This window comes from Sellimonas catena, from assembly GCF_027924685.1.
In the GTDB taxonomy this organism is placed as follows: domain Bacteria; phylum Bacillota; class Clostridia; order Lachnospirales; family Lachnospiraceae; genus Sellimonas; species Sellimonas catena.
Window position 1 is genome coordinate 25,244 of sequence record NZ_BSBO01000012.1, and the last position, 16,103, is coordinate 41,346.

The window sequence follows — 16,103 nt, forward strand, 5'->3', positions numbered from 1 at the left end:
TAGTTACAGTATAAAGAGAAGAGATGCAGAAATCAAGAGAGAGTTATAAAAAAACGATTGACATGTTTAAACAAGTATGCTACATTCAAGTTGTTCAAACAAGTTCGTAATAAAAAGAAAAGGAGAGAGAACCATGGCGAAATACGAAAATGACGTGAAGCAGCTCTTAAAGCTGATCGGCGGCAAAGAAAACATCCAGGCTGTTTCCCATTGTATGACGAGAATGCGTTTCGTACTCGTGGATCCGAAGAAAGCGGATGAGAAGGCCATTGAAGAGATTCCGGCAGTAAAAGGAACATTCACACAGGCAGGGCAGTATCAGGTAATTATAGGAAATGATGTGTCCGTATTTTACAACGAGTTCACTTCCTACGCAGGCATCGAAGGAGTCAGCAAGGAAGCGGCAAAGGCGGCGGCCAAGACAAATCAGAATGTGGTGCAGAAGATTATGGGAGCGCTTGGCGAGATCTTTGCCCCGCTGATCCCGGCCCTGATCTGCGGAGGTTTGATTCTCGGATTCCGGAATATTATCGGAGAGATCAATTTTTTTGAAAATGGAACAAAGAGTCTTGCGGATATGTATCAGTTCTGGGAAGGAACTTACAACTTTCTGTGGCTGATCGGCGAAGCCGTTTTCCATCTGCTGCCGGTTGGTATTGTGTGGTCCATCACAAAGAAGATGGGTACGACACAGATCCTTGGTATTATCCTTGGACTTACTCTGGTATCTTCCCAGCTGTTAAATGGATTCAGCGTAGCGGACACTCCGGCAAGTGAGATTCCGGTATGGGATTTCGGATTCGCAAAGGTAGAGATGATTGGTTACCAGGGACAGGTCATTGCGGCCATGATGGCAGGCTTTGTACTTGTTTATCTGGAAAAGTTTTTTAAGAAACATTGTCCGGAAGTCATCAGTATGATTGTTGTACCGTTCTGTTCTCTCGTTCCGGCAGTAATTATTGCCCACACTGTAGTAGGACCGATCGGCTGGACAATCGGGAATGCCATCGCAGATGTCGTTTACGGCGGCCTGATGTCCAATTTCGGATGGCTGTTTGCAGGGCTGTTCGGACTGCTGTACGCACCGATTGTCATGACGGGCCTTCACCACATGACAAACGCTATCGATACACAGCTTGTCAATACGTATGACGGCACGATTCTCTGGCCGATGATCGCACTTTCCAACATCGCGCAGGGATCCAGTGTACTGGCCATGTCCATCCTTCAGAAGAAAAATGAAAGGGCACAGCAGGTGAATGTTCCTGCATGTATCTCCTGTTATCTCGGAGTTACAGAACCGGCCCTTTTCGGTGTCAACTTAAAATACGGATTCCCGCTGATCTGCGGTATGATCGGTTCCGCCATCGCGGCCATGATTTCCGTAGGATGCGGTGTTCAGGCACTGAGTATCGGTGTCGGCGGACTTCCAGGCATCATTTCCATCAAGCCGGAATTTTATCTGATCTTCCTGCTTGCCATGGCAGAAGCGATCGTTGTACCATTCCTGCTGACATTCTTCGTAGGAATGAAGAAACTTTCAGCAGAAGACAGAGGTCTCGTGGAAAAAGAAGCTCGGGAAAAAGTTTTGGCAGAAGCCCCGGAAGCAGAAGCGGTTCTGGAAACAGAAGCAAAAGAAGAAACACCGTCAGAACCGGTTACAGAAATCAAAGCAATTTTAAGCGGAAACGTGATTCCGATTGAAGAAGTAGATGACAATGTGTTTTCACAGAAAATCATGGGAGACGGTGTTGCTATTGAACCGACCGACACGACAGTGGTAGCTCCGGCAGATGCGGAAGTCAGCATCGTAATGGCCGAGACCGGACACGCATGCGGCCTGACACTTGCAAATGGTATGGAGATTCTGATCCATGTAGGCATCGATACGGTAGACATGGGAGGAGACGGATTCAAACTTCTTGTAGCTCAGGGAGATCATGTCAAATGCGGCACACCGCTGATCCAGTTTGATCCGGAGAAGATCAAGGCGGCAGGACATCCAACAACCACCATGATGATTGTGACAGGAGAAGGAAGTGCAAAGAATATTCAGATGAAGCCGGGACAGACGGCAGAGGCAGGAAAGACAACAGTGATCTCGTTTGAATAAAAAGGAAGGGAAAGTATGATGAAAACGACAGATTTCAGGAAAAGTACGGTATATCAGATTTATCCGAAATCATTTTATGACAGCAACGGAGACGGCCTCGGGGATTTGAGAGGAGTCATCCGGAAGCTGGACTACATTCAGGAACTTGGAGTCGATTACATCTGGATGACACCGTTCTTCGTATCACCGCAGAACGATAATGGATACGATGTGGAAGATTACTACAATATCGATCCACGTTACGGCACGATGGAAGATGTAGAAGAACTGATCCGCGAAGCGGACAAGCGAGGGATCCGTCTGATGTTTGATATGGTATTCAACCACGTATCCAGCCGCCATGAATGGTTCCAAAAAGCAATGGAGGGAGATCCGTATTACAAAGACTTCTTCTTCTTCAAAAAAGGGAAAGAAAACGGGGAACCACCGACCAACTGGGAAAGTAAATTCGGCGGAAGCGCATGGGAATATGTAGAAAAGTTTGATGAATACTACCTGCATCTGTTCGATGTAACACAGCCGGATCTCAACTGGGACAACGAAAATGTACGAAAAGAAGTCCAGAAGGTAGTCCTCTTCTGGATGGGAAAAGGAGTCAAAGGATTCCGCTTTGACGTGGTCAATCTGATCAGCAAAGACCGTTTTGAGGATGATTACGAAGGAGACGGAAGAAGATTTTACACAGATGGACCAAACATCCATAAATACCTGAAAGAACTCCATGACATGACTTTCGGAACCGATACGGAGATCATCACTGTTGGGGAAATGTCCAGCACTTCCATGGAAAACTGCTTCCGGTACGCAGGGGCCGATACCGGAGAACTCTCCATGGTATTCAGCTTCCACCATCTAAAAGTTGATTTTATGGGAAATGAAAAATGGGTTCTCGTACCGGCCGATTTCGGAAAGTTAAAACAGATCCTCTTCGACTGGCAGACCGGAATGGAACAGCATAACGCATGGAATGCGGTCTTCTGGTGTAATCACGATCAGCCAAGAGTCGTATCCCGCTTCGGAGACGAAGGCCGGTACTGGAAAGAATCCGCCAAAATGCTCGGAACCATCATCCATATGCTCCGCGGAACCCCATACGTGTACCAGGGAGAAGAAATCGGAATGACCAACGCCAAATTCACCGATATCACCCAATACCGGGACGTAGAAAGCATCAACCACTACCGCATCCTGCAGGATAAAGGCCTTTCGGCATCCGATGCATTCCGCATCATACAGGTTCATTCCAGGGATAACGGACGCACACCGATGCAGTGGGATGATACACCAAACGCCGGATTCACTGACGGAACCACAGAACCATGGATCGGCGTCACACCAAATTACACAGAAATTAATGCAAAACAGCAGCTGGAAGATGAAGACTCCATCTTCCACTACTACCAGAAACTGATCCGGATTCGGAAAGAACTGGACGTAGTAGCCTATGGCGACATTACACCACTTGCCCAGGAACATCCGTCAGTATTCGCCTATAAACGACACTATCAGAACGAAAATATGATCGTCGTTAATAACTTCTACGGAAAAGAAACCGAATGGAAGACAGATATAGATCTCACAGGATACCAGTGCATCCTCGGAAACTACAAAGATGCAGCCATGCCGGAAACAGGAAAATGGACACTACGCCCGTACGAAAGCATGATCTGGTACAAAAAATAGCCCACGTCGTGTACCTGTGAAAAAATCAACAAACCTCCGCCAGCCCTTGGAATTACTGGGCTGGCGGAGGTTTTACGTTCATCGGGGACGTGTTCCGGTGCACCGGAACACGTCCCCGATAATAGTCAAAATTTAAAACCGTATCCATTTTTTGAGTTCTTGATAGATCCGTGCGATCGGGAGGCCGACGATGGTGTTGTAGTCTCCGTGTATGCCGCGGACGTAGATGGCGAATGCGCCCTGGATTCCGTATGCGCCGGCTTTATCGTATGGTTCGCCGGTGGCGAGATAGGAAGCAATTTCAGTGTTTGTCATTGGATAGACGTCCACATCGCTTTTTTCAAAGAAGGTATTTGTCTTTGTGTCTGCACCGTCATGGAAGATAAGGCTGACGCCGGTGTAGACTTGATGGGTATGATCCTGCAGAGACTGGATCATGTGTCGTGCTTCTTCTTCGCTGGATGGTTTTCCGAGAATCTTTCCGTTGTTTGATACGACCGTATCGGAGCCGATCACAAGAAATGGTTCTCCTGGATGGGAGGCAAGCCGGTCTGTGTAGACGTTCTGGGCTTTTTGTTCTGCAAGTTCCTGCACAACGTCTTCCGGGCGGGAGCTGGTGATGTGCTCTTCGCAGGAGGAAGGACAAACCACATGCGGGATTCCGGCCTGGGTCAGAAGCTCGGTGCGTCTTGGGGATGCGGATCCGAGGACGACGGTAAGGTCGGCAAGGGACAGCGTTGTGTTTTGCGCTGTGCAATCGGAAGAAGCATAAGATTCAGCTGTTTTACATTCGATGTTTCTTTCTTCCCCTTTTTGTTCCGCTTCTTTCTGAGTTACTGTATCGTATTCCGGGTGGGAATCCGGATCAAATACGAGAATCTGTACGCTGTATGGCTTCATGGTCAGCTGTCCGTTCATTGTAAAGCGTGTGTCTGCTGCAAGATCGCGGACCTCGCCCTGCAGTTCGCCGTGATTTGCCGTAAATTCGGTTCCTTCAGCATTGATGGCAACAAAAATCTGTTCCCGGTCAGTCCTGCGCTCGAAAATAAGCTGGCGGTTGGTAATCATTACATTTCGATAGGAACCGTTGCAGAGTGCATCGCTTTTCTGGCGGAACGAAATCAGCTTTTTAATATAGGAAGTCAGTTCGTTTGGTTTTGGAGCGTCAAAGCAAGGACGGAGCGCGTAATCGTTGTCCGGTGCTTTCATGCCTTCTTCTCCCCATTCGCTTCCATAATAAATGCATGGAATTCCCGGCATCGTCATCAAAGTACCGTAGACCGGATACAGATGTTCTTTCTGTTTTAAGATGCTGGCAATTCGTGTGACATCGTGGTTGTCCACAAAGGTCATGAGATGCTTGCCTCGGTAAATACACCATTGTTCCGGGCCGAACTGCCGATTCAGAGAATGGGCAATCTCAAACAGATTCATATCATTGAAACTGGAAAAAAGTCCTTTGTAACATTCATAATTGGTGCAGCTGTGCAGCATGTCATCGTTGACGATCTGATTGTAGTCTCCGAATAAAACTTCGCCGATCAAGGCAAAATCCGGTTTGATGCCGGAAACAAAGCTCCGGAGCCGCCGCATAAAATTGTGATCCAGGCTGTAAGCCACGTCCAGGCGTAGCCCATCGATGTCGAAGGTGTCAATCCAGTATTTGACGCAGTCCAGAAGATAGTCCACAACGGCAGGATTTTGAAGATTCAGTTTGACCAGTTCGTAGTGCCCTTCCCAGCCTTCGTACCAGAAGCCGTCATGATATCCGCTGTCCCCGTCAAAATTAATATAGAACCAGTCTTTATAAGGAGAATCCCATTTCTTTTCCTGAACATCGCGAAATGCCCAGAAACCGCGGCCGACATGGTTGAATACTCCGTCCAGTACCACACGGATTCCGTGGCTGTGAAGCGCCTGGCAGACTTCGACAAAATCATCATTGGTGCCAAGCCGGCAGTCAAGTTTACGGAAATCTCTTGTATCATATCCATGATTATCGGACTCAAAAATCGGATTCAGAAGAATGGAGTCCACTCCAAGATCCGAAAGATAATCTGTCCAGTCGAGCAGTTTGCGGATACGGGGAACGGTCTGGCCATCGTTGTGCACCGGTGCACCGCAGAACCCGATTGGATAGATCTGATAAAAAATACTATGATAAGCCCACATAAAAAGCCTCCTCATTTCTGTTAGTTTGTGCTATTCTATTTGAAAAAGAATAGTATCAGTTTAGCACGACAAAAAATAAGATTCAACGGGTCCCTGCGCAGAAAAGAAAACGGAACCTGAAACTGCCGAAAAATCAAGAAAAAAAGTGAAAAAAAGGTTGACACAGAAGAGGCAGCATAATATAATAAAGCAGTATGGCGTGAGAAGAAAACAGTTTGCACCAAAGCCCCGGAGCGGACTGATTTCCCAATAGATACATGAGTTTATAGAAGAAAATAGAGATTGTAAACAGGAGGTCAACCAATGAAGACTTATATGGCTAATCCAGATAAGATTGAAAGAAAATGGTATGTAGTTGATGCAGAAGGACAGACATTAGGTCGTCTTTGCTCTGGAATTGCAAATGTTTTAAGAGGAAAAAACAAACCGGTTTATACACCGCACGTAGATACAGGAGATTACGTTATCGTAATCAACGCTGACAAAGTTAAAGTAACAGGTAAGAAGATGGATCAGAAGATCTACTACAACCACTCCGAATATGTTGGCGGAATGAAAGAGACAACTCTGAAAGAAATGATGGCAAAGAAACCGGAAAAGGTAATTGAGCTTGCTGTTAAGGGAATGCTTCCGAAGGGACCTTTAGGAAGAGCAATGATCAAGAAACTTCACGTGTACGCTGGACCAGAACATGCTCATGCAGCTCAGAAACCAGAAGTGCTGACATTTTAAGGAAAGGTTGAGAGGAGGAAATTACAGTGGCTAGTGCAAAATTCTATGGAACAGGAAGAAGAAAAAAATCCATCGCAAGAGTATATTTAGTACCGGGAACAGGTAAAATCACAATCAATAAAAGAGATATCGACGAGTATTTCGGACTTGAAACATTAAAAGTAGTAGTTCGTCAGCCGCTCGTTGCTACAGAAACAGCAGATAAATTTGACGTTTTAGTAAACGTACACGGAGGCGGATATACAGGACAGGCTGGTGCAATCCGTCATGGTATCTCAAGAGCATTACTTGAGGCAGACGCTGAATACAGACCAGTATTAAAAGCAAACGGATTCCTTACACGTGATCCACGTATGAAAGAACGTAAGAAATACGGTCTCAAGGCAGCTCGTCGCGCGCCTCAGTTCAGCAAGAGATAATCTGCTGTTCAAACCGTATCAAAATGGTTCAAAAACCCCGGAAAATCAAGGTTTTCCGGGGTTTTACTATATCTAAACGAGCTGATATAGTTTGACCAAATTTGGAAAAATGAGAGCCGTTTTCACCCAATTTTTAGTGGTCCGCAAGTGGTTAACCGGCCAAAAAGAGGGCAAAAAGAGGGTCAAGTGGTGCCCAAAGTGGTTAACCGAGAGCCGATTTTTGGGGGTGTTTTGGGGTCGCTTTTCAGTCCTTTGTTCCCTCGTTTTGGTCTGTGGCAGTTTGACATAGTTTGACCTAATTTGAATAATTGAATATGAATTTGATGTAGCACGCAGTATAAATGACTGGGTGCTTTTTTCATTTCAGGAACTCGTATTCCGGCGATAGAAAGAGCCGTCACTTCACTTTTTATTTTGGAGTGGCGGCTTTTTCTATTTCCAGAAGCAACAGCAACAATTAGAAATGAGGTGAAGTCAATGAACACGCAAATCATCGCCATCGCCAACCAGAAAGGCGGCGTTGGCAAAACCACCACCTGTGCCAATCTTGGAATCGGTTTGGCGCAGTCTGGAAAGAAAGTCCTGCTGATCGACGGAGACCCGCAAGGAAGCCTGACGATCAGCCTGGGCAATCCACAACCGGACAAGCTGCCCTTTACGCTGTCGGACGCTATGGGGCGTATCCTGATGGATGAGCCGCTTCGTCCCGGCGAGGGTATCCTGCACCACTCGGAGGGCGTAGACCTGATGCCTGCGGACATCCAGTTATCCGGTATGGAAGTATCCCTGGTAAATGCCATGAGCCGTGAGACTGTCTTGCGGCAATATCTGGACACGCTGAAGGGACAATACTCCCATATCCTTATCGACTGCCAGCCCTCCCTGGGGATGCTCACAGTCAATGCGCTGGCCGCTGCAAACAGGATCATCATTCCCGTTCAGGCGGAGTATCTGCCCGCCAAAGGGCTGGAACAGCTGCTCTCCACGGTAAACAAGGTAAAGCGGCAGATCAACCCCAAGCTCCAGATAGACGGTATCCTACTGACGATGGTTGACAGCCGAACCAACTTTGCCAAAGAGATTTCCGCACTTTTGCGAGAGACCTATGGCAGCAAGATTAAGGTATTCGGCACAGAGATTCCCCACTCTGTCCGGGCAAAGGAAATCAGCGCCGAGGGAAAAAGCATTTTTGCCCATGATCCCGGCGGCAAGGTGGCTGAGGGCTACAAAAATCTGACTAAGGAGGTGTTGAAACTTGAAAAGCAGCGCGAAAAAAATAGAGCTGGCCTCGGTAGATGATCTGTTCTCCACCGAAGAAGGCCGTCAGGATGCAAAGCTGGAAAAGATTCAGGAAATTCCGCTGTCTGAACTGCATCCGTTTAAGAATCACCCATTCAAAGTCAAGGATGACGAAGCCATGATGGAGACCGCTGACAGTATTAAGCAGTATGGCGTTCTGGTTCCGGCCATTGCCCGACCGGACCCGGAGGGCGGTTATGAGCTGGTAGCCGGACACAGGCGGCACAGAGCCAGTGAACTGGCAGAAAAGGAGACCATGCCGGTCATTGTTCGGGATTTGGATGATGATGCCGCTACAATCATTATGGTTGACAGCAATTTACAACGAGAAAGCCTGCTCCCCAGTGAAAGAGCATTTGCTTACAAGATGAAGCTGGATGCCATGAAACACCAGGGAGAGCGAGTTGATTTAACTTGTGCCCAAGTTGGGCACAAGTTGGATGGTAAGAAGTCCAGAGATATTTTGGCCGAACAAGTTGGGCAGAGTAAAAATCAAATTCAGCGTTATATCCGTCTGACAGAGCTGATTCCTGAATTGATGGATATGGTGGATGAAAAGAAGATCGCCCTGAACCCTGCCTATGAGCTGTCCTTTCTTAAAAAAGAGGAACAGGTAGACCTGCTGGACGCGATGGACAGTGAACAGGCTACCCCTTCCCTTTCCCAAGCCCAGCGGCTCAAGAAATACAGCCAGGAGGGGCATCTGACCCTCGATATGATGCGTGTCATCATGGGTGAGGAAAAGAAAAGTGATCTGGATCGAGTGACATTTACCTCTGACACTTTGCGGAAGTATTTTCCCAAAAGCTATACGCCCCAGCGGATGCAGGAAACCATCATCAAGCTGCTGGAGGCATGGCAGAAAAAGCGTCAGAGAGACCAGGAACGATGAAAGGAGCCGCCTATGAGGGATATTTCAGCCCGTGAGCTGAAAGGACACAACATTCTCGCCGTAGAGAGGTTTTGGGATAACACCCGCTGGATGATCGAGTTTTCCGTCCTGCGTCCCAGCACTGCTTACGGCAGTCTCGGAGATGAAATGCGGCTGTTTTTGACTGAGGACGGGTATCAGACCGCCCTGCAAAGCCAGCAGCGCCGGGAGATTAAGATCAAGCGTTACGCTCGTGTGATTGAGGGACATATCCTCGATTTCAAACCAGGAAAACGCCGCCGCTCATAAACTCATACAACGAAAGGAAAGGAATGACTATGTGTACGGTAAAGGAAATTCAAGAAGCAATCCGGGAAGATTGCAAATCTCAGCATGACATGGATTCAATGGATATTGACCGCGTGATGCAAACACTTCCTTTCGCCCAGGAGGAGCCATTTACAGAGGCGCGTCCCCAAAAGCCGCTGTTTTGGTTTTATGCAAGAAAATTTGAAAAGCGTTGAACACCGCAATTCTTTGAAATGAGGATTGCGGTTTTTTTGTACCCAAAATTCGGAAGGAGTGAGGTCGATGGCCGTTTTTCGCATTGAACGGACCCGTGATTACACTGTGATGAGCAATCATCATTTACGAAATGCAAACCTGTCGTTAAAAGCCAAGGGGCTGCTTTCCATGATGCTGTCTTTGCCAGAGGACTGGAATTACACCACCCGTGGCCTTGCAAAGATCTGTAAGGAGGGCGTGGATGCCATCGGTGCTGCCCTGCGTGAACTGGAAGGAGCCGGATATATCGTGCGCCACCAGAGACGCGATAAAAGTGGGCGGATCACAGATACCGAGTATGTTATTTATGAACAGCCCCAGCCAGATATGTCCCATCCGGATACGGCTTCACCAGATACGGAAAACCCGGATATGGTAAAACCGGATACGGAAAAGCCCGCAGAATTAAATATAGAGAAATCAAATACGGAAAAAACAATTACTTATGGATCAAGTACCGATTCCATTCCTTTCCGGGAAACAGCGGCGGCAAGACCGCCGGAACGGAAAGGAAAGGATGCGATGTCTGTCACAGAGATAGAAAATTATCGGGAGTTGATTTTGGAGAATATCGAGTATGACTGCTTGAAGCAGCGTTATCCTCTCTACCTGGATGACCTGAATGAGATCGTAGAGCTGTTGGTAGAAACGGTCTGTGCCAAACGAAAGACCACAAGGATCTCTGGTGCGGACTTTCCTCACGAGATTGTGCGCTCCCGCTTTTTGAAGCTGGACAGCTCTCACATCGAGTTTGTCATGGACTGTCTGCAAAAGAATACCACCCAGGTGCGCAACATGAAGCAGTACCTGCTCGCGGTACTATTCAATGCGCCTACCACCATGAACAATCACTTCACTTCATTGGTCAATCACGATATGCACGCAGGCGGCTGGTAAAGGCCGCCTTTTATCATGCCAAAGGAGGCACGACATGAACCAGATGGAAATTTTCAAAAACCCGGAGTTTGGCAGTATCCGAGTCATCGAAGAAAACAGCAAATACTTGTTCAGCGGAACGGATGTGGCCGCTGCGCTGGGGTACAGCAATCCCCGCGATGCAATTATCCGCCATTGTAGGTATGTCGTGAAACGCGACGCACCTCACCCACAAAGCCCTGACCGCAAAATCAGTATGACTTTTATCCCCGAAGGAGATTTGTACCGCCTGATCGTTCACAGCAAATTGCCATCGGCAGAACGGTTTGAACGGTGGGTGTTCGATGAAGTCCTGCCTACCATTCGTAAGCACGGGGCCTATCTCACAAAAGAGAAGCTGTGGGAGGTTGCCACTTCCCCGGAAGCTCTGATGAAGCTCTGCTCAGACTTGCTGGCTGAGCGTGAAGCGAATATTTCTCTGCGTAAGGAAAATGCACAGCTGGAGGGCAAAGCCGCTTTCTATGACCTGTTCATCGACTTAAAGCACAGCACCAATCTCAGGACTACCGCCAAAGAGTTGGATGTCCCGGAGCGCCGGTTTGTCCGGTTTCTGATAGGACGGCGGTTTGTGTACCGCACAGCATCCGGCAATGTTCTGCCTTATGCCAATGTGAAAAATGCAGGGCTATTTTGCGTCAAAGACTACTGCAACCACGGTCATACCGGTTCCTACACGCTGGTCACGCCCCAGGGAAAGCTCTACTTTGCCCAGCTGCGGGAGATGATCTTGCTGGTCTCATAAGAACGGAAAGGAAGTGGTTTTATGCAGGAAGGCAAAACAATCGGTCAGCTGATGGAGGAAATGCGCCAGAAAGCCGGGGCGCAGAACTACCACGGCCATGACTACATGGATCTCCAGCGATTTGCGGAGAACACGCGGCACATGATTATTTTTGATGTGCTGACGCATGATTCCCCGGTGGGCTGGAAAGGAGAACGAACCCGCCTGTTTTTGTCAGATAAGGGCTATGAAAAAGCTCTGGACAGTCAGGCAAAGGGGCAGATCAAGATTCTCAGCCATGCAAAGGTCAGAAATGGAGATTTGTTTTATGACCACAAAGAACAGATGCGATAGGAGGTATCCGATATGAATGAGGAAAAGAAAGTCCCCTTCAAGTGGGAATATGGGGAAGAAACTATATCGCTGCAACTTGGGATGTATGCAAATAATCAGCGGCTTTATATCGGCATGATTACCCATACAGAAGATGGAGCAGAACCGTTTGCAGATATGACGGTGAACCTTCCGGGGTATTCCCTGGACCCCGGAGAGGCGTTTATTTCCGGTGACATCAGCAAGGACCTGCTGCGATTCATCAAAGAGAACAAATTGGGGAAGGTGCTTCCCTACCAGGTGCAGTCCGGTTATGGAAAATATTCTGCTGTTGCCTTTGATCTGGAGAAGTTGAAGGCATTTGACCCCAAAGGTGCGGCAGAGTTTCGGGAAGCGTGGAATCTGCCGGATAAGAAGCCGGTAAAGAAAAAGAGCCGCGGGATGGAGCGATGAAGAAATATTTTCTCCGGCGTCTGGTGGTCCCGCCTTAGAAGAAAATGCACCACCCCTGCAAACTTCGTGGAAAGGAGGCGATGAAAATGCAGGAAGAAGTGGAAAACAGGACTTTAACGCTGGTTGTCAGCGGAACAAAGTTCACCGGTCGGCTGCTCAAAGCTGCCATCAGCAAGTACATGGCCCACTGCAAGGAAAAGAAGCTGCAAAAGCAGAGAAGCCGTGACGCCCCTGTGACACCCCACGGCAAACAGACCGTCAAGCAGCTCATTGGTCAGAATCAGGGGATCTCCAATATCGAGATCACAGACCCTTCCATCAAGGAATTTGAGAAGATTGCCCGGAAATATGGTGTGGATTATGCGGTGAAGAAAGACCGCAGCAGCTCCCCGCCCAAGTACCTGATCTTTTTCAAAGGCCGTGACGCCGATGCGCTGACCGCTGCATTTACCGAGTACACCAACAAAAAGGTCAAGAAGGCCGAGAAAACGGAATGCCCGTCTGTGCTGGCAAAACTCAGTCAGTTCAAAGAGATGGTCAAAAATGCCGTGGTGGACCGCACCAAGCGAAAGGAGCTGGAACGATGAAAAAGCAGTTTGACATCAAAAAGCTCGTTTTGCTGAACCTTCCCTATCTCCTGATGGGGCTGTTTGCTACCAACTTCGGGGAGGCATGGCGACTGGCTCAGGGGGCAAATGCTTCGGAGAAATTCCTTTCCCTGTTTGCTGTCCTGCCTGGGGCGTTGCAAAGTTTCTGGCCCAGCCTGCATCCGTTGGATCTGCTGGTGGGGCTGTGCTGCGGTGCTGGCCTGCGTCTGGCGGTGTATCTCAAAAGTAAAAACGCCAAGAAGTACCGTCACGGCATGGAGTATGGCTCTGCCCGTTGGGGAACCCGTGAGGATATTGCTCCCTACATCGACCCGGTGTTCCAGAACAATGTCATTCTCACAAAAACCGAAAGCCTGACCATGAACAGCCGCCCCAAGGACCCAAAGACCGCCAGAAACAAAAATGTGCTGGTAATCGGCGGCTCCGGTTCCGGTAAGACCCGTTTCTGGCTCAAACCAAATCTGATGCAGATGCACAGTTCTTATGTGGTCACAGACCCGAAGGGAACCATTTTGGTGGAGTGCGGGAAAATGCTCCAGAGGGGCGCACCCAAACTGGGAAAGGACGGAAAGCCCATGAAGGATAAGCACGGCAAGGTCATTTATGAGCCGTACCGCATCAAGGTCTTAAATACCATCAACTTCCGAAAATCAATGCACTATAACCCTTTTGCCTATATCCATAGCGAAAAGGACATCTTGAAGCTGGTCACAACGCTGATCGCCAATACCAAAGGCGAAGGCAAGGCCGGGGACGATTTTTGGGTCAAAGCAGAGACCTTGCTGTATTGCGCGCTGATTGGGTATATCCACTATGAGGCTCCGGTGGAGGAGCAGAACTTCTCCACCCTCATTGAGTTCATCAACGCCATGGAAGTCCGGGAGGATGACGAGGAGTTCAAAAACCCCGTAGACCTGATGTTTGATGCACTGGAAGCCGAGAAGCCCAACCACTTCGCCGTCCGTCAGTACAAGAAGTACAAGCTGGCTGCCGGAAAAACAGCCAAGTCGATCCTGATTTCCTGTGGTGCGCGCCTTGCGGTATTCGACATTGCAGAGCTGCGTGAGGTCACAGCCTATGATGAGCTGGAGCTGGACACTTTGGGAGACCGGAAAACTGCCCTGTTCCTCATTATGAGTGATACAGATGACAGCTTTAACTTCCTGATCTCTATGTGCTACACCCAGCTGTTTAATCTGCTCTGCGAAAAAGCCGACGATGTGTATGGCGGCAGGCTACCGATCCATGTGCGCTGTCTCATTGACGAGTGCGCCAATATCGGCCAGATCCCTAAGCTGGAAAAGCTGGTGGCAACCATCCGAAGCCGTGAGATCTCCGCCTGTCTGGTGTTGCAGGCGCAGAGTCAGCTCAAGGCGATCTATAAGGATAATGCGGATACCATCATCGGCAACATGGATACTTCCATTTTCTTGGGCGGTAAGGAGCCGACCACCCTCAAGGAGCTGGCTGCCGTGCTGGGCAAGGAAACCATCGACACCTACAACACCGGAGAGAGCCGTGGCCGGGAAACTTCCCACTCTCTCAACTATCAAAAATTGGGGAAAGAGCTGATGAGCCAGGATGAGCTTGCTGTTATGGATGGCGGCAAGTGTATCCTCCAGCTGCGCGGTGTGCGTCCTTTCCTTTCGGATAAGTACGACATCACCAAGCACCCTAATTTCAAGTACACTGCCGACGCGGACGACAAGAACGCTTTTGACATTGAAGCATTCCTGTCCGCAAGGCTGAAACTCAAGCCCAATGAGGTCTGCGATGTATATGAAGTAGACACAAAGGGCGCTTAACTTCGTTCCGCTTTTGAAAGGAGTGATCTTATCTATTCGCCGCACCTGCCCTCTACGGGCCATTGGCGTACAAAGCGGACAATCGCAAGAAAAATAATGAAAAAGGAGGACAGCCGGAATCATGCCCCCGAAAACCGGGCGGCAGATTGTTCCGGCTTTTGTATGCCTATGAAACATGACAAACCTATTTTTTAATTAGATTCCGGCTAACAAACTATATGGCATTTTTTGAACAGGCAATCACCGTTCTTCAGACCCTCGTTATCGCGCTTGGTGCCGGTCTCGGTATCTGGGGCGTCATCAACCTGCTCGAAGGTTACGGCAACGACAACCCTGGTGCAAAATCACAGGGCATGAAGCAGCTCATGGCCGGCGCTGGTGTAGCCGTAGTCGGCATGGTCCTTGTACCTCTGCTCTCCGGGCTTTTCTCTGTCTAAGCGTCCCCGCATGAAATCCTTGCCGCTCCCGCAGTTTTGCGGGGGCGGCGGAAAGGAGGTTGACACCGTATGGATTTCTTACTTGAAGCCCTGACAAATTGGCTGAAAGAAATGCTGGTGGGCGGTATTATGAGCAACCTTTCGGGGATGTTTGACAGCGTAAACCAACAGGTCGCGGATATATCCGTACAGGTAGGCCAGACACCACAGGGATGGAATGGCAGTATTTTCAGCATGATTGAGAACCTGTCAAACTCCATTATGGTGCCGATTGCAGGCGTGATCCTGGCTATTGTGATGACCGTAGACCTGATCCAGATGATTGCAGACAAGAACAATCTGCATGATGTGGATACCTGGATGATTTTCAAGTGGGTATTCAAGAGTGCTGCCGCTATCCTGCTTGTTACCAACACATGGAATATCGTGATGGGCGTCTTTGATATGGCGCAAAGCGTGGTGGCACAGGCGGCAGGGATCATCGGTTCGGATGCGTCCATTGACATTTCCTCAGTTATGACCGATTTGGAACCGAGGCTGATGGAAATGGATCTGGGGCCGCTGTTCGGGCTTTGGTTCCAATCCCTCTTTATCGGCATTACCATGTGGGCACTGTATATCTGTATCTTTATCGTCATTTATGGCCGTATGATCGAGATTTACCTTGTGACTTCGGTGGCTCCCGTCCCAATGGCTGCCATGATGGGCAAGGAATGGGGCGGTATGGGACAGAACTACCTCCGCTCCCTGCTGGCGCTGGGCTTTCAGGCGTTTCTCATCATTGTTTGCGTGGCAATTTATGCTGTGCTGGTGCAGAACATCGCTCTGGAAGATGACATCATCATGGCGATCTGGAGCTGCGTGGGATACACCGTACTGCTGTGCTTTACGCTGCTCAAAACCGGCAGTCTCGCAAAATCCGTCTTTCAGGCACATTAAAACGGAAGGAGGTTTCCA

At 48.8% G+C, this 16,103-nt stretch carries 17 protein-coding genes and 1 pseudogene; 16 read left to right on the forward strand and 2 right to left on the reverse strand.

The genetic code is table 11. From position 1 onward, the window contains the following. Nucleotides 1-133: 133 nt before the first annotated feature. Nucleotides 134-2,113: a PTS system trehalose-specific EIIBC component gene (gene treP / locus Selli1_RS06995; protein WP_281872567.1), complete on the forward strand. Its 1,980-nt coding sequence runs from the start codon at nucleotides 134-136 to the stop codon at nucleotides 2,111-2,113. A gap of 15 nt (nucleotides 2,114-2,128) precedes the next feature. Continuing rightward, nucleotides 2,129-3,796 (forward strand): alpha,alpha-phosphotrehalase, encoded by a 1,668-nt coding sequence (treC, locus tag Selli1_RS07000; protein ID WP_281872568.1) that lies wholly within the window; start codon nucleotides 2,129-2,131, stop codon nucleotides 3,794-3,796. 132 nt (nucleotides 3,797-3,928) lie between these two features. Here treC and Selli1_RS18490 read toward each other — a convergent pair whose 3' ends face one another. Continuing rightward, nucleotides 3,929-4,675, reverse strand: a complete 747-nt coding sequence (locus tag Selli1_RS18490) for a Maf family protein (RefSeq protein ID WP_405595548.1) — start codon at nucleotides 4,673-4,675, stop codon at nucleotides 3,929-3,931. After that, nucleotides 4,664-5,968 (reverse strand): annotated as a pseudogene (locus tag Selli1_RS18495) (alpha-amylase family glycosyl hydrolase); the annotation flags it as partial. The pseudogene Selli1_RS18495 and the gene Selli1_RS18490, both read right to left, overlap by 12 nt. 303 nt (nucleotides 5,969-6,271) lie before the next feature. Here Selli1_RS18495 and rplM point away from each other — a divergent pair. The 14 genes from rplM to Selli1_RS07080 all read left to right on the forward strand — a co-directional run bounded on the left by rplM (nucleotide 6,272) and on the right by Selli1_RS07080 (nucleotide 16,085). Next, nucleotides 6,272-6,700 carry a 50S ribosomal protein L13 gene (rplM, locus tag Selli1_RS07015; protein WP_087168485.1) on the forward strand — a complete coding sequence of 143 codons (429 nt, stop codon included), beginning with the start codon at nucleotides 6,272-6,274 and terminating at the stop codon, nucleotides 6,698-6,700. A gap of 26 nt (nucleotides 6,701-6,726) precedes the next feature. Continuing rightward, the gene (gene rpsI / locus Selli1_RS07020) at nucleotides 6,727-7,119 is read left to right on the forward strand and encodes a 30S ribosomal protein S9 (RefSeq protein ID WP_087168484.1); all 393 of its coding nucleotides are present in this window, start codon (nucleotides 6,727-6,729) and stop codon (nucleotides 7,117-7,119) included. A 477-nt stretch (nucleotides 7,120-7,596) separates the two neighbouring features. Further along, entirely contained in the window at nucleotides 7,597-8,418 is an 822-nt protein-coding gene (locus tag Selli1_RS07025) for a ParA family protein (RefSeq protein ID WP_002594510.1), read from the forward strand. Further along, a complete protein-coding gene (locus Selli1_RS07030) occupies nucleotides 8,375-9,310 on the forward strand; it encodes a ParB/RepB/Spo0J family partition protein (RefSeq protein ID WP_270666381.1) in 936 nt (311 codons plus the stop codon). Before Selli1_RS07025 ends, Selli1_RS07030 begins: the two co-directional genes overlap by 44 nt. A 12-nt stretch (nucleotides 9,311-9,322) precedes the next feature. Further along, a complete protein-coding gene (locus Selli1_RS07035) occupies nucleotides 9,323-9,598 on the forward strand; it encodes a DUF5720 family protein (protein ID WP_270666380.1) in 276 nt (91 codons plus the stop codon). A 23-nt stretch (nucleotides 9,599-9,621) separates the two neighbouring features. Then, complete coding sequence (locus Selli1_RS07040) at nucleotides 9,622-9,813, forward strand: hypothetical protein (protein WP_455567204.1); 192 nt, start codon at nucleotides 9,622-9,624, stop codon at nucleotides 9,811-9,813. 67 nt (nucleotides 9,814-9,880) lie between these two features. Beyond that, nucleotides 9,881-10,750, forward strand: coding sequence for a DUF6017 domain-containing protein (locus Selli1_RS07045; RefSeq protein ID WP_257345875.1), 870 nt, complete (start codon nucleotides 9,881-9,883; stop codon nucleotides 10,748-10,750). A gap of 34 nt (nucleotides 10,751-10,784) precedes the next feature. Next, on the forward strand, nucleotides 10,785-11,531 hold the full coding sequence (locus Selli1_RS07050) for a BRO family protein (protein ID WP_270666379.1): 747 nt from the start codon (nucleotides 10,785-10,787) through the stop codon (nucleotides 11,529-11,531). Between the two features lie 21 nt (nucleotides 11,532-11,552). Further along, nucleotides 11,553-11,864, forward strand: coding sequence for a DUF5720 family protein (locus tag Selli1_RS07055; protein ID WP_270666378.1), 312 nt, complete (start codon nucleotides 11,553-11,555; stop codon nucleotides 11,862-11,864). Nucleotides 11,865-11,876: 12 nt separating this feature from the next. Next, entirely contained in the window at nucleotides 11,877-12,296 is a 420-nt protein-coding gene (locus tag Selli1_RS07060; protein ID WP_118563883.1) for a DUF4313 domain-containing protein, read from the forward strand. 86 nt (nucleotides 12,297-12,382) lie between these two features. Continuing rightward, nucleotides 12,383-12,883 carry a PcfB family protein gene (locus Selli1_RS07065; protein ID WP_270666377.1) on the forward strand — a complete coding sequence of 167 codons (501 nt, stop codon included), beginning with the start codon at nucleotides 12,383-12,385 and terminating at the stop codon, nucleotides 12,881-12,883. Further along, nucleotides 12,880-14,709, forward strand: a complete 1,830-nt coding sequence (locus Selli1_RS07070) for a VirD4-like conjugal transfer protein, CD1115 family (protein WP_270666376.1) — start codon at nucleotides 12,880-12,882, stop codon at nucleotides 14,707-14,709. Before Selli1_RS07065 ends, Selli1_RS07070 begins: the two co-directional genes overlap by 4 nt. Nucleotides 14,710-14,927: 218 nt before the next feature. Continuing rightward, nucleotides 14,928-15,146 carry a Maff2 family mobile element protein gene (locus Selli1_RS07075; protein WP_003525154.1) on the forward strand — a complete coding sequence of 73 codons (219 nt, stop codon included), beginning with the start codon at nucleotides 14,928-14,930 and terminating at the stop codon, nucleotides 15,144-15,146. A gap of 69 nt (nucleotides 15,147-15,215) precedes the next feature. Next, nucleotides 15,216-16,085, forward strand: coding sequence for a VirB6/TrbL-like conjugal transfer protein, CD1112 family (locus Selli1_RS07080; protein ID WP_270666375.1), 870 nt, complete (start codon nucleotides 15,216-15,218; stop codon nucleotides 16,083-16,085). The last annotated feature ends 18 nt before the right edge of the window (nucleotides 16,086-16,103 follow it).